Here is a 23,634-nt window from a genome sequence, read left to right as displayed (position 1 = left end):
TGACTCCTTAAGCCGTTTTCAGCGCGCCAACCGGACGGGCTGGCTCAACTGCTGGGTAGTAGGGTTCGTTATGGCGCGCTTTGTTACGCAGACCTTCCGGCACCTCATAAAGCGGGCCGAGGTGCTGGTACTGCTGAGCCATATCGAGATAGCGGGCGCTGCCGAGCGTATCCAGCCAGCGGAACGCGCCGCCGTGGAACGGAGGGAAGCCGAGGCCGTACACCAGCGCCATATCCGCTTCTGCCGGGCTGGCGATAATGCCTTCTTCGAGGCAGCGCACTACTTCGTTGATCATCGGGATCATCATCCGGGCGATGATCTCATCGTCAGTGAAGTCGCGTTTTGGCTGACTGACGTCGGCCAGCAGGCCATCCACCGCCGGATCTTCTTCTTTCTTCGGTTTGCCTTTGCTGTCTTCTTTATAGCGCCAGAAGCCCAGACCGTTTTTCTGCCCAAAGCGGTTGGCGTCGAACAGGGCGTCAATGGCGTCGCGATAATCTTTCTGCATGCGCTGCGGGAAGCCCGCCGCCATCACCGCCTGCGCGTGATGGGCAGTGTCGATGCCGACAACGTCCAGCAGGTACGCCGGGCCCATCGGCCAGCCGAACTGTTTTTCCATCACTTTGTCGATTTTGCGGAAGTCTGCGCCGTCGCGCAGCAGCTGGCTGAAACCGGCGAAGTACGGGAACAGCACGCGGTTAACGAAGAAGCCCGGGCAGTCGTTAACGACGATTGGCGTTTTGCCCATCTTGCTCGCCCACGCCACCACTTTGGCGATGGTTTCGTCGGAGGTTTTTTCCCCACGAATCACTTCGACCAGCGGCATGCGATGCACCGGGTTAAAGAAGTGCATCCCGCAGAAGTTTTCCGGACGCTTCAGCACGCTCGCCAGTTCGCTGATAGGAATGGTGGAGGTGTTAGAGGCCAGCACGGTTTCCGGACGCACCTTGTCTTCGGTTTCGGCCAGCACCGCTTTTTTCACTTTCGGGTTCTCGACGACCGCTTCAACCACCACGTCCACACGGTCGAAACCGCTGTATTCCAGCACTGGCTGGATGGTGGAGATCACACCTGCAAGCTTCAGACCATCAATTTTGCCGCGCTCAAGCTGTTTATTCAGCAGCTTGGCCGCTTCGGTCATGCCCAGCGTCAGGGATTTCTCGTTGATGTCCTTCATCACCACCGGCACGCCTTTCCAGGCAGACTGATAGGCGATGCCGCCCCCCATAATGCCCGCGCCGAGTACCGCCGCGTGTTTTGGCGTTTCAACGTTTTTGGTGAGTTGTTTGGCTTTGCCTTTCACGAACTGATCGTTAAGGAAGATACCAACCAGCGCGCGGGCTTCGTTGGTGTGCGCCAGCGGGACAAAGCTCTGGTTTTCAAGCTTCAGAGCGTCATCACGGCCCAGACGGGCTGCCGCTTCAATGGTTTTCACCGCCGTGATCGGCGCCGGGTAGTGTTTACCCGCCGTCTGCATCACCATGCCTTTGGCGATGGTGAAGCTCATGGTGGCTTCAATTTTGCTGAGCTTCAACGGCTCCAGCTTCGGCTGACGTTTGGCTTTCCAGTCGAGGTCGCCGTTAATGGCCTGACGCAGAATGGCGAGTGCGCCTTCAACAAGCTTCTCAGGTTTTACAACGCCGTCGACCAGGCCAATTTTCTGCGCCTGTTCTGCGCCGACGTCTTTACCCGCGGCAATGATCTCCAGCGCGCTGTCGGCGCCCAGCATGCGCGGCATACGCACCGAGCCACCAAAGCCCGGCATAATGCCCAGTTTGGTTTCCGGCAGGCCGATGCGCAGGTCTGGGGTCGCCAGACGGTAATCAGTGGCTAACACGCATTCGCAGCCGCCGCCCAGCGCGTAACCGTTAACGGCAGAAAGGGTCGGGACAGGCAGATCTTCCAGACGATTAAAGACGCTGTTCGCAAAGTGCAGCCACTGGCTCAGCTGTTCTTCGGGCACCAGGAACAGCGACAGGAATTCGGTGATATCCGCGCCAACGATAAAGGCCGCTTTGTTGGAGCGCAGCAGCAGCCCTTTCAAATCTGATTGCTTTTCAAGTACATCCAGCGCCTGGCCAAGACTGGCCACCGTCGCGGTATCAAGCTTGTTCACTGAGCCGGGGGCATCGAACACCAGTTCGGCAATGCCATCTTCCAGCCAGTCTACGTACAGGGTGTCGCCTTTGTAGAGCATGTCGGTCTCCTGAATCCAGCAATTGGATCTGGTCATACCAGATGAAACGGAGTGTGGAATTTATGTTAATAAAATGCAAATTAGTCATTAAGAAATTGCTGCGCTGATCACGGTCGGTGGAAATCACGCAGCCGGAGTGAGGTGTGCTAAGATGCGATGACTTGAGGTCAAAAAAACGAAAGGAAGAATGATGGACTCACTGGCTTCGCTTTATAAAAATCATATCGTTACCCTACAGGAACGTACCCGCGATGTACTGGCCCGCTTCAAGCTGGATGCCCTGCTGATCCACTCCGGCGAGCTGATGAATACTTTTCTTGATGACCACGCTTATCCCTTCAAGGTTAACCCGCAGTTTAAAGCCTGGGTGCCTGTCACGCAGGTTCCAAATTGCTGGCTGCTGGTGGATGGCGTGAACAAGCCGAAACTGTGGTTCTACCTGCCGGTCGATTACTGGCACAACGTGGAGCCGCTGCCGACCTCATTCTGGACCGAAGAAATTGACGTGATTGCGCTGCCAAAAGCAGACGGCATTGGCAGCCAGTTGCCAGCGGCGCGTGGGAACATCGGCTACATTGGTCCGGTTCCTGAGCGTGCGCTGGGTCTGGATATTCCGGCAGATAAACTCAACCCGAAAGGCGTGCTGGATTATCTGCACTACTATCGCGCCTACAAGACCGACTACGAACTTTACTGCATGCGTGAAGCGCAAAAAACGGCGGTGAATGGCCACCGTGCGGCGCACGAAGCGTTCCAGTCCGGTATGAGCGAGTTCGATATCAATCAGGCCTACCTGACGGCGACCGGCCACCGCGATACCGACGTGCCGTACAGCAACATCGTGGCGCTGAATGAACATGCCTCGGTTCTGCACTACACCAAACTGGATCATCAGGTTCCGGCTGAGATGCGCAGCTTCCTGCTGGACGCGGGGGCTGAGTACAATGGCTATGCGGCAGACCTGACCCGTACCTGGGCGGCGAATGCGGATACTGATTTTGCGCAATTGATCAAAGACGTGAACGATGAACAGCTGGCGCTGATTGGCACCATGAAGGCCGGAACCAGCTATGTGGATTATCACATCCAGTTCCATCAGCGCATCGCTAAACTGCTGCGTAAGCATCAGATTGTCAAAGACATGAGCGAAGAGGCGATGGTTGAGAACGATTTGACCGGGCCATTTATGCCGCACGGTATCGGCCACCCGCTGGGTTTACAGGTTCATGACGTCGCGGGCTTTATGCAGGATGATACCGGTACGCACCTGGCGGCACCGTCTAAATATCCTTATCTGCGCTGCACCCGCGTTCTGGCGCCGCGTATGGTATTGACCATTGAGCCGGGCATCTACTTTATTGAATCCCTGCTGGCGCCGTGGCGGGAAGGGCAGTTCAGCAAGCACTTCAACTGGGAGAAAATTGAAGCGCTGAAGCCGTTTGGCGGCATTCGTATCGAGGATAACGTGGTTATTCACGAGAACAGCATTGAGAACATGACGCGAGATCTGAAGCTGGCCTGATGGAAAGCTGGCTGATACCGGCCGAGCCGGTCACCTTTGTTGAGGAAATCAAGAAAAGCCGCTTTATCACGCTGTTGGCGCATACTGACGGCGTGGAGGCGGCGAAGGCGTTCGTCGAGTCCGTCCGCGCGCAGCACCCCGATGCCCGCCATCACTGTGTGGCGTGGGTCGCAGGGCCGCCAGACGACTCACAGCAGCTCGGGTTTTCTGACGACGGTGAACCGGCGGGTACGGCCGGAAAACCGATGCTATCCCAGTTGATGGGCAGCGGCGTGGGTGAAATCACCGCCGTCGTGGTCCGCTACTACGGGGGCATTTTGTTAGGCACCGGAGGGCTGGTGAAAGCCTACGGAGGGGGTGTCCAGCAGGCGCTTAATCTGCTGATAACAACCCGCAAAACGCCACTTACGGAATATACTTTGTTATGCGATTACGCCCAGCTATCGGGTATCGAAGCACTGCTTAAACAGTTTAACGGCGTCATCGCACACAGTGATTATCAGGCAATGGTGCAATTACGCGTGGCGCTTCCTCAGGCGGAACTGGCTGCTTTTTCAGCAAAACTCGCTGATTTTAGTCGCGGTTCATTGCAATTACTGCCGATTGAAGAATAATCCCCACCTCACAATTTTGATTACCTAAGGAAGCGGCAGAGATGCATTTTCGTGCCATTACCCGAATCGTTGGATTGCTGGTCATACTTTTCTCCGGGACAATGATCATTCCCGGACTGGTGGCGCTCATCTACCGGGACGGCGCGGGGCGTGCATTTACACAAACCTTTTTTGTCGCGCTGACGATTGGCTCCCTGCTGTGGTGGCCAAACCGCCGTGAGAAAGGTGAACTGAAATCCCGGGAGGGTTTTCTGATCGTGGTCCTGTTCTGGACGGTACTGGGAAGCGTGGGTGCGCTGCCGTTTATCTTCTCTGAACAACCGAATCTCACCGTCACGGATGCGTTTTTTGAATCGTTCTCCGGATTAACGACCACCGGGGCCACCACGCTTGTGGGGCTGGATTCACTCCCGCATGCAATTCTCTTTTACCGGCAGATGCTCCAGTGGTTCGGCGGTATGGGGATCATCGTGCTGGCGGTGGCTATCCTGCCGATTCTGGGCGTCGGGGGGATGCAGCTTTACCGGGCTGAAATGCCTGGCCCGTTGAAAGATAACAAGATGCGCCCGCGTATTGCGGAGACGGCGAAAACCCTTTGGCTTATTTATGTCCTGCTGACGGTGGCCTGCGCGCTGGCGCTGTGGTTTGCCGGGATGCCTGCGTTTGATGCCATCGGGCACAGCTTTGCCACTATCGCTATCGGCGGGTTCTCCACCCACGATGCCAGCGTTGGGTACTTCGACAGCCCGACGATCAATACCATCATTGCCATCTTTTTGCTGATCTCAGGCTGTAACTACGGTCTACACTTCTCGTTGCTTAGCGGCCGGAGCCTGAAGGTGTACTGGCGCGACCCGGAATTCCGGATGTTTATTGGCGTCCAGTTGACCCTGGTGATCATCTGTACCCTGGTACTATGGTTCCACGATGTCTATAACTCGGCGGTCACGACCCTGAACCAGGCCTTCTTCCAGGTGGTATCGATGGCGACAACCGCCGGTTTCACCACGGACAGTATTGCGCGTTGGCCGCTGTTCCTGCCGGTGCTGCTGTTGTGCTCTGCGTTTATCGGCGGCTGTGCCGGGTCGACGGGCGGCGGCCTGAAGGTGATCCGTATTCTGCTGCTGTTCAAGCAGGGGAACCGTGAACTTAAACGTCTCGTCCACCCGAATGCGGTTTACAGCATCAAGCTGGGCAATCGTGCACTGCCGGAGCGTATCCTCGAAGCGGTGTGGGGATTCTTCTCCGCTTATGCGCTGGTCTTTATTGTCAGTATGCTGGCGATTATCGCCACGGGCGTGGATGATTTCTCTGCCTTCGCCTCTGTGGTGGCAACGTTAAACAACCTGGGGCCGGGGCTGGGTGTCGTGGCGGATAATTTCGCCAGTATGAACCCGGTGGCAAAGTGGATCTTAATCGCCAATATGCTGTTTGGTCGTCTTGAGGTCTTTACGCTGCTGGTGCTGTTTACCCCAACATTCTGGCGTGAGTAAGGAGACATTGGTGAAAACGTTAATTCTATTCTCAACGCGTGATGGGCAAACGCGTGAGATTGCTTCATATCTGGCTTCTGAACTCAAAGAGCTGGGCATTTATTCTGATGTGGTGAACCTGAATCGCACTGAACAGATTGCCTGGCAGGATTACGACCGTGTGGTCATTGGCGCTTCAATTCGTTACGGTCATTTCCATCCGGCGCTGGATCGCTTTGTGAAAAAGCATACGGCGGAGCTCGCTAAGCTGCCCGGCGCGTTTTACTCGGTCAACCTGGTTGCCCGTAAAGCAGAGAAGCGTACACCGCAGACTAACAGCTATACGCGCAAGTTTTTGCTGAGCTCGCCATGGCAGCCCGATATCTGTTCTGTCTTTGCGGGCGCGCTGCGTTACCCGCGTTACCGCTGGTATGACCGCTTTATGATCCGCCTGATCATGAAGATGACGGGCGGGGAAACGGATACGCGTAAAGAAGTGGTTTATACCGACTGGGATCAAGTGGCCAGTTTTGCCCGTGAAATTGCACGTTTAACGGACGATTCGCGGGTTAAATAAGCGTTGAGTTTGAAAAGTGAGCGAACGAAAAGTTTTTTGTATTTAGTGCTTGTCACTTCAGAAGAACTCCCTATAATGCGCCTCCACTGACACGGAACAACGGCATACACGCCGCCGGGTCAGCAGAGAAAAGCAAAATAAACGCTTGACTCTGAAGCGGGAAAGCGTAATATGCACACCCCGCGCCGCAGCGAAAACGTAGCGGCACTGCTCTTTAACAATTTATCAGACAATCTGTGTGGGCACTCAAAGTGACATGGATTCTTAACGTCCTCGGACGAAAAATGAATACCAAGTCTCTGAGTGAACATACGTAATTCATTACGAAGTTTAATTCACGAGCATCAAACTTAAATTGAAGAGTTTGATCATGGCTCAGATTGAACGCTGGCGGCAGGCCTAACACATGCAAGTCGAACGGTAACAGGAAGCAGCTTGCTGCTTCGCTGACGAGTGGCGGACGGGTGAGTAATGTCTGGGAAACTGCCTGATGGAGGGGGATAACTACTGGAAACGGTAGCTAATACCGCATAACGTCGCAAGACCAAAGAGGGGGACCTTCGGGCCTCTTGCCATCGGATGTGCCCAGATGGGATTAGCTAGTAGGTGGGGTAACGGCTCACCTAGGCGACGATCCCTAGCTGGTCTGAGAGGATGACCAGCCACACTGGAACTGAGACACGGTCCAGACTCCTACGGGAGGCAGCAGTGGGGAATATTGCACAATGGGCGCAAGCCTGATGCAGCCATGCCGCGTGTATGAAGAAGGCCTTCGGGTTGTAAAGTACTTTCAGCGGGGAGGAAGGCGACAGGGTTAATAACCCTGTCGATTGACGTTACCCGCAGAAGAAGCACCGGCTAACTCCGTGCCAGCAGCCGCGGTAATACGGAGGGTGCAAGCGTTAATCGGAATTACTGGGCGTAAAGCGCACGCAGGCGGTCTGTCAAGTCGGATGTGAAATCCCCGGGCTCAACCTGGGAACTGCATTCGAAACTGGCAGGCTAGAGTCTTGTAGAGGGGGGTAGAATTCCAGGTGTAGCGGTGAAATGCGTAGAGATCTGGAGGAATACCGGTGGCGAAGGCGGCCCCCTGGACAAAGACTGACGCTCAGGTGCGAAAGCGTGGGGAGCAAACAGGATTAGATACCCTGGTAGTCCACGCCGTAAACGATGTCGACTTGGAGGTTGTGCCCTTGAGGCGTGGCTTCCGGAGCTAACGCGTTAAGTCGACCGCCTGGGGAGTACGGCCGCAAGGTTAAAACTCAAATGAATTGACGGGGGCCCGCACAAGCGGTGGAGCATGTGGTTTAATTCGATGCAACGCGAAGAACCTTACCTACTCTTGACATCCAGAGAACTTAGCAGAGATGCTTTGGTGCCTTCGGGAACTCTGAGACAGGTGCTGCATGGCTGTCGTCAGCTCGTGTTGTGAAATGTTGGGTTAAGTCCCGCAACGAGCGCAACCCTTATCCTTTGTTGCCAGCGGTTAGGCCGGGAACTCAAAGGAGACTGCCAGTGATAAACTGGAGGAAGGTGGGGATGACGTCAAGTCATCATGGCCCTTACGAGTAGGGCTACACACGTGCTACAATGGCGCATACAAAGAGAAGCGACCTCGCGAGAGCAAGCGGACCTCATAAAGTGCGTCGTAGTCCGGATTGGAGTCTGCAACTCGACTCCATGAAGTCGGAATCGCTAGTAATCGTGGATCAGAATGCCACGGTGAATACGTTCCCGGGCCTTGTACACACCGCCCGTCACACCATGGGAGTGGGTTGCAAAAGAAGTAGGTAGCTTAACCTTCGGGAGGGCGCTTACCACTTTGTGATTCATGACTGGGGTGAAGTCGTAACAAGGTAACCGTAGGGGAACCTGCGGTTGGATCACCTCCTTACCTTAAAGAACCTGCCTTTGTAGTGTCCACACAGATTGTCTGATGAAAAACAGCAGTAAAAAATCTCTGCAGGCTTGTAGCTCAGGTGGTTAGAGCGCACCCCTGATAAGGGTGAGGTCGGTGGTTCAAGTCCACTCAGGCCTACCAAATTTTTGCTGATGCTGCGTTGCGGCGACACTCACATACCTGAGTATGCTTCGTGTCACCACGCCTTGCCTCAACAAAAATTACCGGTAGAGAGATAACTACGATGGGGCTATAGCTCAGCTGGGAGAGCGCCTGCCTTGCACGCAGGAGGTCTGCGGTTCGATCCCGCATAGCTCCACCATCCTTTACTGCGAACACAAGAAAACTTCAGAGTGAACCTGAAAAGGTGCACTGCGAAGTTTTGCTCTTTAAAAATCTGGATCAAGCTGAAAATTGAAACGACACACAGCTCATGTGTGTTCGAGTCTCTCAAATTTTCGCAATCAGAAGTGAAACATCTTCGGGTTGTGAGGTTAAGCGACTAAGCGTACACGGTGGATGCCCTGGCAGTCAGAGGCGATGAAGGACGTGCTAATCTGCGAAAAGCGCCGGCGAGGTGATATGAACCTTTGACCCGGCGATGTCCGAATGGGGAAACCCAGTGCAATCCGTTGCACTATCGTTAACTGAATACATAGGTTAACGAGGCGAACCGGGGGAACTGAAACATCTAAGTACCCCGAGGAAAAGAAATCAACCGAGATTCCCCCAGTAGCGGCGAGCGAACGGGGAGCAGCCCGGAGTCTGAATCAGCTTGTGTGTTAGTGGAACGGTCTGGAAAGTCCGACGGTACAGGGTGATAGTCCCGTACACGAAAGCACACTTGCTGTGAACTCGAAGAGTAGGGCGGGACACGTGGTATCCTGTCTGAATATGGGGGGACCATCCTCCAAGGCTAAATACTCCTGACTGACCGATAGTGAACCAGTACCGTGAGGGAAAGGCGAAAAGAACCCCGGCGAGGGGAGTGAAAAAGAACCTGAAACCGTGTACGTACAAGCAGTGGGAGCCTCTTTATGGGGTGACTGCGTACCTTTTGTATAATGGGTCAGCGACTTATATTCTGTAGCAAGGTTAACCGTATAGGGGAGCCGAAGGGAAACCGAGTCTTAACTGGGCGTTAAGTTGCAGGGTATAGACCCGAAACCCGGTGATCTAGCCATGGGCAGGTTGAAGGTTGGGTAACACTAACTGGAGGACCGAACCGACTAATGTTGAAAAATTAGCGGATGACCTGTGGCTGGGGGTGAAAGGCCAATCAAACCGGGAGATAGCTGGTTCTCCCCGAAAGCTATTTAGGTAGCGCCTCGTGAACTCATCTTCGGGGGTAGAGCACTGTTTCGGCTAGGGGGCCATCCCGGCTTACCAACCCGATGCAAACTACGAATACCGAAGAATGTTATCACGGGAGACACACGGCGGGTGCTAACGTCCGTCGTGAAGAGGGAAACAACCCAGACCGCCAGCTAAGGTCCCAAAGTCATGGTTAAGTGGGAAACGATGTGGGAAGGCACAGACAGCCAGGATGTTGGCTTAGAAGCAGCCATCATTTAAAGAAAGCGTAATAGCTCACTGGTCGAGTCGGCCTGCGCGGAAGATGTAACGGGGCTAAACCATGCACCGAAGCTGCGGCAGCGACGCTTAGGCGTTGTTGGGTAGGGGAGCGTTCTGTAAGCCGTTGAAGGTGTGCTGTGAGGCATGCTGGAGGTATCAGAAGTGCGAATGCTGACATAAGTAACGATAAAGCGGGTGAAAAGCCCGCTCGCCGGAAGACCAAGGGTTCCTGTCCAACGTTAATCGGGGCAGGGTGAGTCGACCCCTAAGGCGAGGCCGAAAGGCGTAGTCGATGGGAAACAGGTTAATATTCCTGTACTTGGTGTTACTGCGAAGGGGGGACGGAGAAGGCTATGTCAGCCGGGCGACGGTTGTCCCGGTTTAAGCATGTAGGCGGAGGTTCCAGGTAAATCCGGTACCTTATTAACGCTGAGGTGTGATGACGAGGCACTACGGTGCTGAAGTGATAAATGCCCTGCTTCCAGGAAAAGCCTCTAAGCATCAGGTAACACGAAATCGTACCCCAAACCGACACAGGTGGTCAGGTAGAGAATACCAAGGCGCTTGAGAGAACTCGGGTGAAGGAACTAGGCAAAATGGTGCCGTAACTTCGGGAGAAGGCACGCTGATATGTAGGTGAAGTCCCTGCGGACGGAGCTGAAATCAGTCGAAGATACCAGCTGGCTGCAACTGTTTATTAAAAACACAGCACTGTGCAAACACGAAAGTGGACGTATACGGTGTGACGCCTGCCCGGTGCCGGAAGGTTAATTGATGGGGTTAGCGGCAACGCGAAGCTCTTGATCGAAGCCCCGGTAAACGGCGGCCGTAACTATAACGGTCCTAAGGTAGCGAAATTCCTTGTCGGGTAAGTTCCGACCTGCACGAATGGCGTAATGATGGCCAGGCTGTCTCCACCCGAGACTCAGTGAAATTGAACTCGCTGTGAAGATGCAGTGTACCCGCGGCAAGACGGAAAGACCCCGTGAACCTTTACTATAGCTTGACACTGAACACTGGTCCTTGATGTGTAGGATAGGTGGGAGGCTTTGAAGCGTGGACGCCAGTCTGCGTGGAGCCAACCTTGAAATACCACCCTTTAATGGCTGGTGTTCTAACGTAGACCCGTAATCCGGGTTGCGGACAGTGTCTGGTGGGTAGTTTGACTGGGGCGGTCTCCTCCCAAAGAGTAACGGAGGAGCACGAAGGTTGGCTAATCCTGGTCGGACATCAGGAGGTTAGTGCAATGGCATAAGCCAGCTTGACTGCGAGCGTGACGGCGCGAGCAGGTGCGAAAGCAGGTCATAGTGATCCGGTGGTTCTGAATGGAAGGGCCATCGCTCAACGGATAAAAGGTACTCCGGGGATAACAGGCTGATACCGCCCAAGAGTTCATATCGACGGCGGTGTTTGGCACCTCGATGTCGGCTCATCACATCCTGGGGCTGAAGTAGGTCCCAAGGGTATGGCTGTTCGCCATTTAAAGTGGTACGCGAGCTGGGTTTAGAACGTCGTGAGACAGTTCGGTCCCTATCTGCCGTGGGCGCTGGAGAATTGAGGGGGGCTGCTCCTAGTACGAGAGGACCGGAGTGGACGCATCACTGGTGTTCGGGTTGTCATGCCAATGGCACTGCCCGGTAGCTAAATGCGGAAGAGATAAGTGCTGAAAGCATCTAAGCACGAAACTTGCCCCGAGATGAGTTCTCCCTGAGACTTTAAGTCTCCTGAAGGAACGTTGAAGACGACGACGTTGATAGGTCGGGTGTGTAAGCGCAGCGATGCGTTGAGCTAACCGATACTAATGAACCGTGAGGCTTAACCTTACAACGCCGAAGCTGTTTTGGCGAAGAGAGACAGACACGATTTTCAGCCTGATACAGATTAACAGAATTTGCCTGGCGGCTTTAGCGCGGTGGTCCCACCTGACCCCATGCCGAACTCAGAAGTGAAACGCCGTAGCGCCGATGGTAGTGTGGGGTCTCCCCATGTGAGAGTAGGGAACTGCCAGGCATCAAACAAGTGAAGAGGCCATCCGCAAGGATGGCCTTTTTGCGTTTCTGCACCTGCTTCCTTTCCATAAACTAATCACCCATCCCTTCGTATATACGGTAAACTATCCCGGTTTTTGCATCAGGATAGCGTCTATGAATCACTCCCTTAAGCCCTGGAATACCTTTGGTATTCAACGGAATGCTAATCAAATTGTACGTGCCGACAGTGCTCAGCAGTTGCTGAATGCCTGGCAAAACGCAACAGAAAACGGTGAACCCGTACTTATTCTGGGCGAAGGAAGTAATGTCCTGTTTCTCGATGATTTTGCGGGGACGGTAATCGTTAATCGCATCATGGGGATTGAGCGTAAAGAGAGCGCTGACAGCTGGCATTTACACGTGGGTGCTGGCGAAAACTGGCACCATCTGGTGCAATATACCCTTGAAAAAGGGATGCCCGGACTGGAAAACCTGGCCCTGATCCCGGGCTGTGCAGGATCATCTCCTATTCAAAACATCGGTGCCTACGGCATCGAACTGAAAAACGTCTGCGAATATGTCGACTGCATCGAACTGGCTACGGGAAATGCTCAACGCTTAACCGCAGAGCAGTGCCGCTTTGGCTATCGCGACAGCATTTTCAAGCACGACTATCAGGATCGTTTTGTCATTGTGGCCGTTGGCCTGCGTCTGCCGAAAGCATGGAAACCCGTTCTGACTTACGGCGATCTGGCCCGTCTCGATCCGGCTACCGTCACACCGCGTGAGGTTTTTGATTCCGTTTGCCACATGCGAATGACCAAGCTACCGGACCCGAAAGTGAATGGAAATGCGGGCAGTTTCTTCAAAAATCCGGTGATCGGCAGCGAAAATGCGAAAGCGTTTCTCGCAGGCTGGCCAACGGCCCCGCATTATCCTCAGGCGGATGGCAGCGTGAAGCTGGCCGCAGGCTGGCTTATCGATCAATGTGAATTAAAAGGTACTACGCTTGGTGGCGCTGCTGTTCATCGTCAGCAGGCGCTGGTACTGATCAACCAGTCCAACGCGACAAGTGAGGATGTCGTCAACCTGGCGCACCATGTTCGCCAGCGTGTGGGCGAAAAATTTAACGTCTGGCTGGAGCCTGAAGTTCGCTTTATTGGCCGAACGGGCGAAGTGAATGCCGTGGAGACCATTGCGTGAAGGACAATACTATTCCGTTAACTCTCATCGGTATTCTTGCTGATGGCGAGTTTCATTCTGGCGAGCAGCTGGGCGAACAGCTGGGCATGAGCCGCGCTGCCATCAATAAACATATTCAAACGCTCCGCGACTGGGGCGTGGATGTGTTTACGGTGCCGGGAAAAGGCTACAGTCTGCCGGAACCAATCCAGTTACTGAATGAAGAGATCATCCGCAGCCAGATTGGACACGGTAACGTCGCGGTATTGCCGGTCATTGATTCGACGAACCAGTATCTGCTGGATCGCCTGAGCGAGCTGAAATCCGGTGATGCCTGCGTTGCCGAGTACCAACAGGCAGGACGTGGCCGCCGGGGGCGTAAGTGGTTTTCGCCATTTGGTGCCAACCTCTACCTTTCCATGTACTGGCGGCTTGAACAGGGGCCAGCTGCGGCCATCGGGCTGAGCCTGGTCATCGGCATTGTGATGGCAGAGGTGCTGCATGATTTGGGTGCCGATCAGGTGCGGGTAAAATGGCCCAACGATCTGTATCTCAACGATCGAAAGCTGGCGGGGATCCTGGTCGAACTGACAGGAAAAACAGGCGATGCCGCACAGATCGTCATTGGGGCGGGGCTGAACATGGTGATGCGAAACGTGCAGAACGATGTCGTGAACCAGGCCTGGACCAACCTACAGGAAGCGGGGATCACCATCGATCGCAATACGCTTGCCGTCCGCATGATCAATGAGTTGCGTAGTTCGCTGACGCTCTTTGAACAAGAGGGGTTAGCGCCATTCCTTTCCCGCTGGGAAAAGCTGGATAACTTTATTAACCGACCGGTGAAGCTGCTGATTGGGGATAAAGAGATTTACGGCACATCACGCGGCATTGACGCGCAGGGCGCGTTGCTGCTTGAACAGGATGGCGTGATTAAGCCCTGGGTGGGCGGTGAAATTTCGTTACGAAGTGCAGAGTAACCCTCTCCCCCACAGGGGAGAGGGTGTAGCAGGTCACTGCGGATACGGCACCCAATCCCCGGCATTCAGTCGGACATAAGGCTTATTCTGATACTGGATCACCACCGCATTGGCGTTTTCCGATACCTCCGCCGTCTGCGGCAGCCCGCTGGTGAGCTGACCCCAGTTCACGCTATCTTCCACAAACAGCTTACCGTCTACAGCGCGAGCAACCAGTTCCGAGATGGCCAGATAGCTGCTTGGCTGGGTGATCTCAACTGGCGCGCCCTGATGCGGTGCCTTCATGCCAAAGAACTTAATCCCGGCCGGAACGTTTGTGATGGACGGGCTTGGGATATCGCGCAGACCAGACACCTGCATCCTGTCGCCTTTCAGCGCTCCACCATGTTCCGGGACCACCACCACCATCACTTTACGACCTGATTTTTCCAGCTCGTTAAAGAACGCGTTCAGCTCGTCAAAGAACTTCTGCGCACGGGCCTTGTAATCGGCCGTTTTGCTTACGCCCGGATAATGGTTCCCGTCGTGAAGCGGCAGCGTATTATAGAACGTCGCGCTACGCGTCCCTTCCTCTTTACCGACGGTGTCGAACCAGCGCTGAAGTACGGCGGTATCGTCATAGACCGGCGAGCCATCGAAGCCCAGTAACGTCACTGGCAGCCCTTTCTGGTCCATCAGTGGGGCCTGCATGCCACCCTGTTCACGCACTTCTTTCAGGAAGTTACCGAACTGACCGTTATGGCCCATCATCAGGTGTTGGGTAAAGCCCAGTTTTGCCAGGTTATCAAACAGGTAACACTGGTTAGCTGCCGGCTGGTAGAGGTTCTTATGCGAGGGCTGCCCACAGCTCGCGCGCAGCAGGCGGATAGCCGCCGGGCCGCTGTACGACGTGGCCGAGTTGAAGTCTTTGAACTGAATATCGAAATGCGACCACAGCGGGTGCGACATCAAACCAGCCGCATCAACGTCAGCCCAGGACAGAGAACAGATGTTAATGACCAGCAACTCAAACGGCTGAGCATCAGCAGGCAGCGCGTCCGGGAATTTCGTCTGACGCTTATCTTCCGCAGCGTAAAAACTGGAGAGCCACGCGTTCAGGTTCGTGGATGTAGGCGGCGCCGTCTGCGCTGGAATATCCCCAACCACAGGCGTATCCCCTGCTGTTGCGACGGTAGCGGCGGCGGAACCGCCCGTGGTGGTTACGGTTGTCGTCGGCTGACCGGCTGGCCACAGCGAGAAGCTCGGGCCCGTCAGCGTCAGTACGTTTAGCCAGATCATAATCGCGACGACAAACACCGTCACCCGGATCCACTGAGACAGGAACAGCCAGGCAACCAGCAGGACAAATACCGCGCCAATCATCTGCCAGTTAATAAAGCGCTCAACCAGATCGAGCATATAGTCCGCACTGAAACCTGCGACCTGGGAACCCTGGCTCATAATGCTTTCGGGGCCGGGTAGCCAGGTATCATGCCAGAACAGGGCGAAACCGATAGGGATAGCAATCCAGTGACGTATACGGTGCAGCCTGAGATTCGGGATTGGCATCAGCAGGAATGCCATAAACACCAGATTAAGCAGCGGGTGGAAATTAAGATAGCCTGCCCACAGCAGACCAAACTTCACCAGAAAGTAGAAATTCCAGCCGGACAGACCGCGCCAGTATTGCCAGAGTGGCGATGGCGCTGAAGAGGTATAGGTAGAATTAGTCATGTTTTCGGTTTGCCTTGACGTTTGAAGCGCGAGTCAGTGTTCCGGCGGGTTTAATATAGCGAGGTTTGACGAACAGTAATCTGATCGTATCGCGAATACGGCGCAGGGAATGGCGTGCATAGTAGCCAAGCGGCAAAAAAATCAGCGCGCACAGAACAACCAGTTGGATGATATCGCTGATATTCATAATGGAACGCTCTCCTTGTTCTCATCCATTAAGCGTAGCGGCTCAGGAACCCGACGCCATACGTGCCCATCATGTTTCGCGTTCAGAACCGGTTTGGCACCACTTGTAACAGGCAACGGTTTGGCCCATTTTTCAGGTGCCAGGGCTCGCATCTGGACAAGCTCAGCGCTGATCAAATTATCTTCAAACCAGACCATGCGGTTCGAGAAAATATCCCCGGTAGGCAGCGGGAAGATATGGTTCAGGGCGGTATCCAGATCGTTCACCCGACAGAAGGAGAGGAACAGCACCAGGCGATTATCGCCAATGGTCATGATATCCCCGATACGATTAGGGCGGCACAAGGTGAGCGCCTGCTCAACGCGAATGCCCGGCACAGGACGCAGGGCAACCATCACCCCTTTTCCGTCTGCCGGTAAAAGCGTATTGCTCATCATGTTGCCCACCGCATCGCAGAAGGTGTCCCATTTCTGGTAGCCGCGCAGTTTCATCGGCTGCGTCATTGAAAGCAGGGTGCTGATATCTTCCGGAACATATCGATTAAACTGCTGGCCCTGAATGCTTTCGATCAGCGTCAGACAGCGCGACAGGGGAGCATTCCAGGGAATGACCATATTCGCGCCGCAGCCCAGTAATAAGCGCTCATCGGTGGCGCGCAGGCTGGTATTATTTTCACGTACCACGATTTTTAACGCGCTGCCGCGCTGGCGACGTAATGTGTGAATGTGCCGTGCCAGCGTTTCGATTTGGTTATTCTGGATCAACGAGAAGATAATGGTCGCCGCCTGCGTGGTGCGCGCCTCATCAAATAAGGCCTCGTTGGTTTCGAACAGTGACCAGTGCTCAGACAGTGCAGGCGCACCTTCCAGTACCGCAATATGACTCAGAACGCGCTTTTCATCACTGCGTGGCTGAACCACCGTCTCTTCCTGTTGAGCAAGATGCCACTCGTCCCCGACATTTTTGAGGGTAAGCTGCTGTCGGGAGCTCACCCCTTTTTCATTGCACCAGAAAGCCACGTCGTAAAGATGGCTGTCAGTCTGGACACGAATACTGGCCAGGCCATAGAGGGAACGGTATTCACTCATTAAAAGTGAAAAAAGTTTGTCGTTATTACTGCCCGGGTTAACAACCAATAAGGTGCAATTTTGATTTTTTGCCCATCTGCTGATTCTTCCCAGCCATTTCAGCAGTTTTTCAGACGGGATATTTTGTAGACCGTTTTGAGAACATTTAAGAATCAGTAAATAGTGTTCAGGAACAATAGAGCACTGAATATCGCGGGGCAAAAAGTATAAACTGTCGGCCTCCGCTGGCATGGAAAATAATCGTACTGTCTGGGGTCCACGGTCAGTTTCGAGCCTGATGATTGACTTTGGCTCATCGCCCATCGTAATGACGGCCACGCGGTAATCCTTACCCTGCGCCGCTATCGTCTGGTTTACCAGACTGATGGCATCTTCATTACGATCCGTATTAACCCACCAGACTCCTCCGACTGGCATGTGGCGCAATTCGTCCCATAATGACTGGATGCCAATAGAAAATATGGAGTCCACGGTGTCCCTCTTTTCGTCGAATTTCTATGTCTCTCAGTTTACTAGCGAAAGCGTAGAAATAAACCTAACATTGAAATTAAAGAACATCAGATTTAGCATGTAAATGAAATTTCGTGGGCAGGACGCCTCGCTGCATCTGAATCTTATGATTTTACTCAAAGGGATGAAATAAGAATGCAAAATAACGAACCCGCAACTCCAGTCGACCCAAGCCTGGGTTACACATTCCAAAACGATTTTCTGGCGCTCACGCAGGCTTTTTCATTGCCTGAAATAGATTACACCGATATTTCCCAGCGGGAACAGTTGGCTGCGGCTATTAAACGTTGGCCGTTATTAGCTGAGTTTGCCCAACAACAATAAGGAAGCCATTGATGGCCGTACTAGGATTACAGGGCGTCCGTGGTGGAGTGGGTACAACTTCCGTAACCGCGGCGCTGGCGTGGTCATTACAGGTTTTAGGTGAATCAGTACTGGTTATTGATGCCTGCTCCGATAATTTGCTGCGCATGTCTTTCAATGTCGACTTTACGCATGAAAACGGCTGGGGGCGCGCGCTTCTGGACGATAAAGACTGGCGGGATGCGGGTTTGCGCTATACCTCCCAGCTCGATTTGCTTCCCTTTGGTCAGATGACGGAAACCGAACGCGGGAATGAAGCTGCGTTTCAGCGCCTGTTCTCTCGCTTCACCACCGCTTTGCAGAGTCTGAAAGAGAGCGGACACTATCAGTGGATCCTGCTGGACCTGCCGCACGGCGCCGCGTCGCTGACCCGCCAGCTTCTGTCGCAGTGCGACCATGTGCTCTCCATTGCGAACGTAGATGCGAATTGTCATATCCGTCTGCATCAACAGGCAATGCCTGCCAATGCCCATATTCTGATTAACGATCTGCGCATTGGCAGCCAGATCCAGGACGATCTGTACCAGGTCTGGCTCCAGAGTCAGCGCCGCCTGTTGCCAATGGTTATTCATCGTGACGAATCGTGACGAAGCGATGGCGGAGTGCCTCGCTTCCAAACAACCGCTTGGGGAGTACCGTAGTGATTCACTGGCGGCAGAAGAGATCCTGACGCTGGCCAACTGGTGTCTGCTGCACTTTGCGAAACGGCCGGAGCCTGCCGGGAGTTCAGTATGAGCCGCCTGACCAACTGGTTGCTCATCCCGCCGGTCAGTTCGCGCTTAAGTGAACGCTACCGCCATTACCGTCATCACGGCGCCTCATCGCTGAGCGCTGCGCTGGGCTGCTTATGGATGATTCTGGCGTGGATGTTCATCCCCCTCGAACATCCACGCTGGCAACGTATTCGTGCGCGCCACGGTGAACTCTATCCGCATATCAACCCTGACAAGCCGCGTCCGCTCGATCCCGCGCGCTACGCTATACAGTCCATCTGGCTTCTGGCGACCTCAACGGGTGCGGAGAAAAAAACGTCCCGCTGGCGCAGCTTCGATCGCGTGCAGAACTTACGTGAACACTATCACCAGTGGCTTAACCGGCTACCCGACCGGGTTGGCGATAGAACAGGTCATTTAGATAATCACAAAGAGCTCGGGCACCTTCACCCGGGCTTACGGCGTTTTATTCTCGGCGTGGTGGTGGTGTTCTCGCTCATACTGGCGCTGGTCTGTATTACCCAGCCCTTCAACCCGCTGGCACAGTTTACCTTCCTGATCCTGCTGTGGGGCGTGGCGCTGCTGGTGCGGCGCATTCCGGGGCGTTTTTCTGCCCTGATGCTGATCGTGCTGTCGCTGACCGTTTCCTGCCGCTACATCTGGTGGCGATATACCTCAACGCTGAACTGGGACGATCCGGTCAGCCTGGTGTGTGGGTTAGTGCTGCTGTTTGCTGAGACCTACGCCTGGATCGTGCTGGTGCTGGGTTACTTCCAGGTTATTTGGCCGCTGAATCGACAGCCGGTGCCGCTGCCAAAAGACACGACCCAGTGGCCAACGGTGGACCTCTTCGTGCCGACCTACAACGAAGACCTGTCGGTGGTGAAAAACACCATTTACGCCGCGCTGGGTATCGACTGGCCGAAGGATAAAATCAAAATCTGGATCCTCGATGACGGTGGCCGCGCCGAGTTCCGCCAGTTCGCGGACGAAGTGGGGGTAGAGTACATCGCCCGTACCACGCATGAACACGCGAAAGCCGGTAACATCAACAATGCGCTGAAATATGCCAAAGGGGAGTTCGTCTCTATTTTCGACTGCGACCACGTGCCAACGCGCTCGTTCCTGCAAATGACCATGGGCTGGTTCCTGAAGGAGAAAGAGCTGGCGATGATGCAGACGCCGCACCACTTCTTCTCGCCGGACCCGTTTGAACGTAACCTCGGTCGTTTTCGTAAAACCCCGAACGAGGGCACACTGTTCTATGGTCTGGTGCAGGACGGGAACGACATGTGGGACGCAACATTCTTCTGCGGCTCCTGTGCGGTGATCCGCCGTAAACCGCTGGATGAAATTGGCGGGATCGCCGTCGAGACGGTCACGGAAGATGCGCACACTTCGCTGCGTCTGCACCGTCTTGGCTATACCTCCGCCTACATGCGCATTCCTCAGGCGGCGGGGCTGGCCACGGAATCCCTGTCGGCGCACATCGGCCAGCGTATTCGCTGGGCGCGCGGCATGGTGCAAATTTTCCGCCTCGATAACCCGCTGATGGGTAAAGGACTGAAACTGGCGCAACGGCTGTGCTACGTCAACGCCATGTTCCACTTCCTGTCGGGTATTCCACGGCTTATCTTCCTCACTGCGCCGCTGGCGTTCCTGCTTCTTCACGCTTACATCATCTATGCGCCTGCGCTGATGATTGCCCTGTTCGTTCTGCCGCACATGATCCACGCCAGCCTGACGAACTCGAAGATTCAGGGGAAATATCGCCATTCGTTCTGGAGTGAAATCTACGAAACGGTGCTGGCCTGGTATATCGCGCCGCCAACCATGGTGGCGCTGATTAACCCGCATAAAGGGAAATTCAACGTCACCGCGAAGGGCGGGCTGGTGGAAGAGGAGTATGTCGACTGGGTGATCTCCCGGCCCTATATCTTCCTGGTGCTGCTGAATATTGTGGGCGTGATTGTTGGGGTCTGGCGCTACTTCTACGGCCCGGAAAACGAAATTCTGACGGTCTTCGTGAGTATGGCGTGGGTGTTTTATAACCTGATTATCCTCGGTGGCGCGGTGGCGGTATCGGTGGAGAGCAAACAGGTTCGCCGCGCGCATCGCGTCGAAATCAGCATGCCAGCGGCCATTGCCCGCGACGATGGACATCTCTTCTCCTGTACCGTACATGACTTTTCGGATGGCGGTCTGGGTATCAAGATTAACGGTCAGGCGAAGGTGCTTGAGGGGCAGAAGGTCAACCTATTGCTTAAGCGCGGCCAGCAGGAGTATGTCTTCCCGACGCAGGTGGTGCGTGTGAGAGGAAATGAAGTGGGTCTGCAACTGATGCCGCTGACTAAAAAGCAACACATTGATTTTGTGCAGTGTACGTTTGCCCGCGCGGATACGTGGGCTCTCTGGCAGGACAGCTTCCCTGAGGATAAGCCTCTGGAAAGCCTGCTGGATATTCTTAAGCTGGGGTTCCGTGGCTATCGTCACCTTGCAGAATTTGCCCCGTCGTCGGTGAAATTAATTTTCCGGTCACTTACTTCACTGGTTTCCTGGGTCGTGTCGTTCATTCCGCGTCGACCTGAGCGAGATGAAGCGAAGCAGGCGGACCCGGTTATGGCTCAACAATGATGATAACGCGATGAAAACAAAACTTTCCTGGTTATGTGCAGTGGCAATGGGGATGAGTGCGCTCCCTGCAACAGTGGCTAACGCGGCGCCTGATAACGCAGCGACCACACCCGCGCCAACGGTGCCTGTCGTCGCGCAAGCGACCGATCCGGTAGTGACGGCGGCGCCGGGGCAGACGGAAAACGTCGTCCCGAATCAGCCGACGACGGGGAATACGCTGCCCGCCGACAACCCGGTGGTTGGGCAGGTTATGCCTGGCGTGCCGGGAGCCAGTGCACCGGTGGTTGCGGAAAATACGCCGTCGCGTGACGTTAAGCTGACGTTCGCCCAGATCGCGCCTCCTCCGGGCAGCATGGTTCTGCGCGGCATCAACCCAAATGGCGGTGTCGAATTCGGTATGCGTAGCGATGAAGTCGTGTCGAAAGCGATGCTCAACCTGGAATACACGCCATCGCCGTCGCTGCTGCCGGTGCAATCCCAGCTTAAGGTCTATCTGAATGATGAGCTGATGGACGTCCTGCCCGTCACCAAAGAGCAACTGGGTAAGAAAACCCTGGCTCAGGTGCCGATTAACCCGCTGTTTATCACCGACTTTAACCGCGTGCGTCTGGAATTTGTCGGCCATTACCGCGATGTCTGTGAAAACCCGGCCAGCAGCACCCTGTGGCTGGATGTTGGTCGTAACTCTTCGCTTCAGATGACCTATCAGCCGCTGGCGTTGAAAAACGATCTCTCCGCCTTCCCGGTGCCGTTCTTCGACCCGCGTGATAACCGTCCACTGAACCTGCCAATGGTGTTTGCGGGCTCTCCTGATGTGACCGAACAGCTGGCGGCCTCTATCGTGGCATCCTGGTTTGGTTCCCGCTCCGGCTGGCGTGGCCAGAGTTTCCCGGTTATGTACGACAAAATGCCGGACAAAAACGCGATTGTGTTTGCCACCAACGCCAAACGCCCGGCATTCCTGCGGGACCATCCAGAGGTGAAAGCGCCCACCATCGAGATGATCAGCCATCCCGACAATCCGTACGTGAAGCTGCTGGTGATCTTCGGGCGTGATGATAAAGATCTGGTGCAGGCGGCAAAAGGCATTGCGCAGGGCAATATCCTGTTCCGCGGTAATAGCGTCGTGGTGGATGAGGTGAAACCGCTGCTGGCACGTAAGCCTTATGATGCGCCGAACTGGGTCCGCACCGACCGCGCGATTACCTTCGGCGAGCTGAAAACCTATGAAGAGCAATTGCAGTCAACCGGGCTTGAACCTTCTCCTGTCAGCCTGTCGCTGAACCTGCCGCCGGATCTCTATCTGCTGCGCACCAACGGTATTGATATCAACCTGAACTACCGTTACACCGCGCCGGTAACCAAAGACAGCTCGCGCATGGATATCAGCCTCAACAACCAGTTCCTGCAATCCTTCAGCCTGACCAGCAGCCAGGAGACAAACCGGTTGATGCTTCGTCTGCCTGTATTGCAGGGGCTGCTGGATGGTAAAACCGATGTGTCGATCCCGGCGCTGAAGCTCGGTGCGGTGAACCAGCTGCGGTTTAACTTCCAGTACATGAACCCGATGCCGGGTGGATCGGTGGAAAACTGTATTACCTTCCAGCCGGTGCAAAACCACGTGGTGATTGGTGATGATTCCACAATCGACTTCTCGAAGTATTACCACTTTATCGCGATGCCGGATCTGCGTGCGTTTGCTAACGCCAGTTTCCCGTTCAGCCGCATGGCTGATCTCTCTGAATCGATTGTCGTGATGCCAAAAGCGGCCAACGAAGGCCAGGTTGCCACGCTGCTGGACACCATGGGCACCGTCGGGGCGCAAACCGGCTTACCGGCTATCAACGTGACGGTGACGGATGACGGTAGCCAGATCCAGAACAAAGATGCCGATATCATGGTCATCGGCAACATTCCGGACAAGCTGAAAGACGAGAAGCGCGTCGATCTGCTGGTGCAGGCGGCTCAGTCATGGGTCAACACGCCGCTGCGTCAGACCGAGTTCCCGAGCATCATGCCGGACAGCGGCGATCGTCAGGCCAATATCAGGACGACCGTAAGCTCAACGGGTCCAATGGCTGCGATTGTCGGTTTCCAGTCTCCGTATAACGACCAGCGCAGCGTGATCGCCCTGCTGGCGGACAGCCCGCGCGGCTATGAGCTGCTCAACACGGCCATGAACGACAGCGGTAAACGGGCGGCAATGTTCGGTTCCGTCTCGGTCATCCGTGAGTCGGGGGTAAACAGCCTGCGCGTGGGGGATGTCTACTACGTCGGTCATCTGCCGTGGTTCGAACGCCTGTGGTACGCCCTCTCTAACCACCCGGTGCTGCTGGCTGTGCTGGCTGCGCTCAGCGTTGTATTGCTGGCGTGGGTATTGTGGCGTCTGCTGCGAATCATCAGCCGTCGTCGTCTTAACCCGGACCATGAGTAAGCC

General features: G+C 54.8%; 13 protein-coding genes, 2 tRNA genes, 3 rRNA genes and 1 pseudogene. 15 read left to right on the top strand and 4 right to left on the bottom strand.

Annotated features, from left to right (window positions below; translation table 11 throughout):
* Nucleotides 1-7: 7 nt before the first annotated feature.
* A complete protein-coding gene (fadB, locus tag L2Y28_RS21570) occupies nucleotides 8-2,197 on the bottom strand; it encodes a fatty acid oxidation complex subunit alpha FadB (protein ID WP_022649739.1) in 2,190 nt (729 codons plus the stop codon).
* Between the two features lie 190 nt (nucleotides 2,198-2,387).
* Here fadB and pepQ point away from each other — a divergent pair, with 190 nt between their 5' ends.
* The 11 genes from pepQ (at nucleotide 2,388) to birA (ending at nucleotide 13,989) form a co-directional block, all read left to right on the top strand.
* Complete coding sequence (gene pepQ, locus L2Y28_RS21565) at nucleotides 2,388-3,719, top strand: Xaa-Pro dipeptidase (RefSeq protein ID WP_022649738.1); 1,332 nt, start codon at nucleotides 2,388-2,390, stop codon at nucleotides 3,717-3,719.
* Nucleotides 3,719-4,333: an IMPACT family protein gene (locus L2Y28_RS21560; protein ID WP_015572737.1), complete on the top strand. Its 615-nt coding sequence runs from the start codon at nucleotides 3,719-3,721 to the stop codon at nucleotides 4,331-4,333. The genes pepQ and L2Y28_RS21560 overlap by 1 nt, the downstream gene beginning before the upstream one ends.
* A gap of 41 nt (nucleotides 4,334-4,374) precedes the next feature.
* Nucleotides 4,375-5,826 (top strand): Trk system potassium transporter TrkH, encoded by a 1,452-nt coding sequence (gene trkH / locus L2Y28_RS21555; protein WP_022649737.1) that lies wholly within the window; start codon nucleotides 4,375-4,377, stop codon nucleotides 5,824-5,826.
* A 10-nt stretch (nucleotides 5,827-5,836) separates the two neighbouring features.
* Nucleotides 5,837-6,382 (top strand): menaquinone-dependent protoporphyrinogen IX dehydrogenase, encoded by a 546-nt coding sequence (hemG, locus tag L2Y28_RS21550; protein WP_022649736.1) that lies wholly within the window; start codon nucleotides 5,837-5,839, stop codon nucleotides 6,380-6,382.
* A gap of 352 nt (nucleotides 6,383-6,734) precedes the next feature.
* Nucleotides 6,735-8,276 (top strand): 16S ribosomal RNA (locus L2Y28_RS21545).
* 70 nt (nucleotides 8,277-8,346) lie between these two features.
* Nucleotides 8,347-8,423 (top strand) — tRNA-Ile (locus tag L2Y28_RS21540).
* 105 nt (nucleotides 8,424-8,528) lie between these two features.
* A tRNA-Ala gene (locus L2Y28_RS21535) sits at nucleotides 8,529-8,604 on the top strand.
* Nucleotides 8,605-8,774: 170 nt separating this feature from the next.
* Nucleotides 8,775-11,680 (top strand): 23S ribosomal RNA (locus tag L2Y28_RS21530).
* Between the two features lie 71 nt (nucleotides 11,681-11,751).
* Nucleotides 11,752-11,867 (top strand): 5S ribosomal RNA (rrf, locus tag L2Y28_RS21525).
* Together the 16S, 23S and 5S rRNA genes with 2 tRNA genes alongside form the textbook arrangement of a ribosomal RNA operon.
* 134 nt (nucleotides 11,868-12,001) lie before the next feature.
* Nucleotides 12,002-13,030, top strand: coding sequence for a UDP-N-acetylmuramate dehydrogenase (murB, locus tag L2Y28_RS21520; RefSeq protein WP_022649735.1), 1,029 nt, complete (start codon nucleotides 12,002-12,004; stop codon nucleotides 13,028-13,030).
* On the top strand, nucleotides 13,027-13,989 hold the full coding sequence (birA, locus tag L2Y28_RS21515; RefSeq protein WP_003861169.1) for a bifunctional biotin--[acetyl-CoA-carboxylase] ligase/biotin operon repressor BirA: 963 nt from the start codon (nucleotides 13,027-13,029) through the stop codon (nucleotides 13,987-13,989). Before murB ends, birA begins: the two co-directional genes overlap by 4 nt.
* A 33-nt stretch (nucleotides 13,990-14,022) precedes the next feature.
* Here the strand turns inward: birA and bcsG are convergent, their stop codons facing one another.
* Genes bcsG through bcsE form a run of 3 tightly spaced genes read right to left on the bottom strand, consistent with a single transcriptional unit; the run spans nucleotide 14,023 to nucleotide 17,448 of the window.
* Entirely contained in the window at nucleotides 14,023-15,702 is a 1,680-nt protein-coding gene (gene bcsG, locus L2Y28_RS21510) for a cellulose biosynthesis protein BcsG (protein WP_022649734.1), read from the bottom strand.
* Entirely contained in the window at nucleotides 15,695-15,889 is a 195-nt protein-coding gene (gene bcsF / locus L2Y28_RS21505) for a cellulose biosynthesis protein BcsF (RefSeq protein ID WP_022649733.1), read from the bottom strand. Before bcsF ends, bcsG begins: the two co-directional genes overlap by 8 nt.
* Nucleotides 15,886-17,448 (bottom strand): cellulose biosynthesis c-di-GMP-binding protein BcsE, encoded by a 1,563-nt coding sequence (gene bcsE, locus L2Y28_RS21500; protein ID WP_022649732.1) that lies wholly within the window; start codon nucleotides 17,446-17,448, stop codon nucleotides 15,886-15,888. The genes bcsF and bcsE overlap by 4 nt, the downstream gene beginning before the upstream one ends.
* A gap of 174 nt (nucleotides 17,449-17,622) precedes the next feature.
* Between bcsE and bcsR the strand changes: the two genes are divergently transcribed.
* The 4 genes and pseudogenes from bcsR to bcsB all read left to right on the top strand — a co-directional run bounded on the left by bcsR (nucleotide 17,623) and on the right by bcsB (nucleotide 23,631).
* Nucleotides 17,623-17,811, top strand: coding sequence for a cellulose biosynthesis protein BcsR (bcsR, locus tag L2Y28_RS21495; RefSeq protein ID WP_022649731.1), 189 nt, complete (start codon nucleotides 17,623-17,625; stop codon nucleotides 17,809-17,811).
* A gap of 11 nt (nucleotides 17,812-17,822) precedes the next feature.
* Nucleotides 17,823-18,585, top strand: a pseudogene (bcsQ, locus tag L2Y28_RS21490) (cellulose biosynthesis protein BcsQ).
* Nucleotides 18,582-21,197, top strand: coding sequence for a UDP-forming cellulose synthase catalytic subunit (gene bcsA, locus L2Y28_RS21485; RefSeq protein WP_022649729.1), 2,616 nt, complete (start codon nucleotides 18,582-18,584; stop codon nucleotides 21,195-21,197). Before bcsQ ends, bcsA begins: the two are co-directional and overlap by 4 nt.
* Nucleotides 21,198-21,207: 10 nt before the next feature.
* Nucleotides 21,208-23,631, top strand: coding sequence for a cellulose biosynthesis cyclic di-GMP-binding regulatory protein BcsB (gene bcsB / locus L2Y28_RS21480; protein ID WP_071785220.1), 2,424 nt, complete (start codon nucleotides 21,208-21,210; stop codon nucleotides 23,629-23,631).
* Nucleotides 23,632-23,634 lie beyond the last annotated feature (3 nt).

This window comes from Enterobacter sp. JH25 (genome assembly GCF_021725435.1).
Classification (GTDB): domain Bacteria; phylum Pseudomonadota; class Gammaproteobacteria; order Enterobacterales; family Enterobacteriaceae; genus Enterobacter; species Enterobacter intestinihominis.
The sequence above is the reverse complement of the archived record's forward strand: the minus strand, read 5'-3'. Positions and strand labels throughout refer to the sequence as shown.

Coding starts and splice junctions, on each gene's coding strand:
- bcsF (WP_022649733.1), bottom strand. CDS start 15,889: ATGAATATCAGCGATATCATCCAACTGGTTGTTCTGTGCGCGCTGATT.
- pepQ (WP_022649738.1), top strand. CDS start 2,388: ATGGACTCACTGGCTTCGCTTTATAAAAATCATATCGTTACCCTACAG.
- bcsG (WP_022649734.1), bottom strand. CDS start 15,702: ATGACTAATTCTACCTATACCTCTTCAGCGCCATCGCCACTCTGGCAA.
- bcsB (WP_071785220.1), top strand. CDS start 21,208: ATGAAAACAAAACTTTCCTGGTTATGTGCAGTGGCAATGGGGATGAGT.
- bcsR (WP_022649731.1), top strand. CDS start 17,623: ATGCAAAATAACGAACCCGCAACTCCAGTCGACCCAAGCCTGGGTTAC.
- murB (WP_022649735.1), top strand. CDS start 12,002: ATGAATCACTCCCTTAAGCCCTGGAATACCTTTGGTATTCAACGGAAT.
- fadB (WP_022649739.1), bottom strand. CDS start 2,197: ATGCTCTACAAAGGCGACACCCTGTACGTAGACTGGCTGGAAGATGGC.
- trkH (WP_022649737.1), top strand. CDS start 4,375: ATGCATTTTCGTGCCATTACCCGAATCGTTGGATTGCTGGTCATACTT.
- L2Y28_RS21560 (WP_015572737.1), top strand. CDS start 3,719: ATGGAAAGCTGGCTGATACCGGCCGAGCCGGTCACCTTTGTTGAGGAA.
- bcsA (WP_022649729.1), top strand. CDS start 18,582: ATGAGCCGCCTGACCAACTGGTTGCTCATCCCGCCGGTCAGTTCGCGC.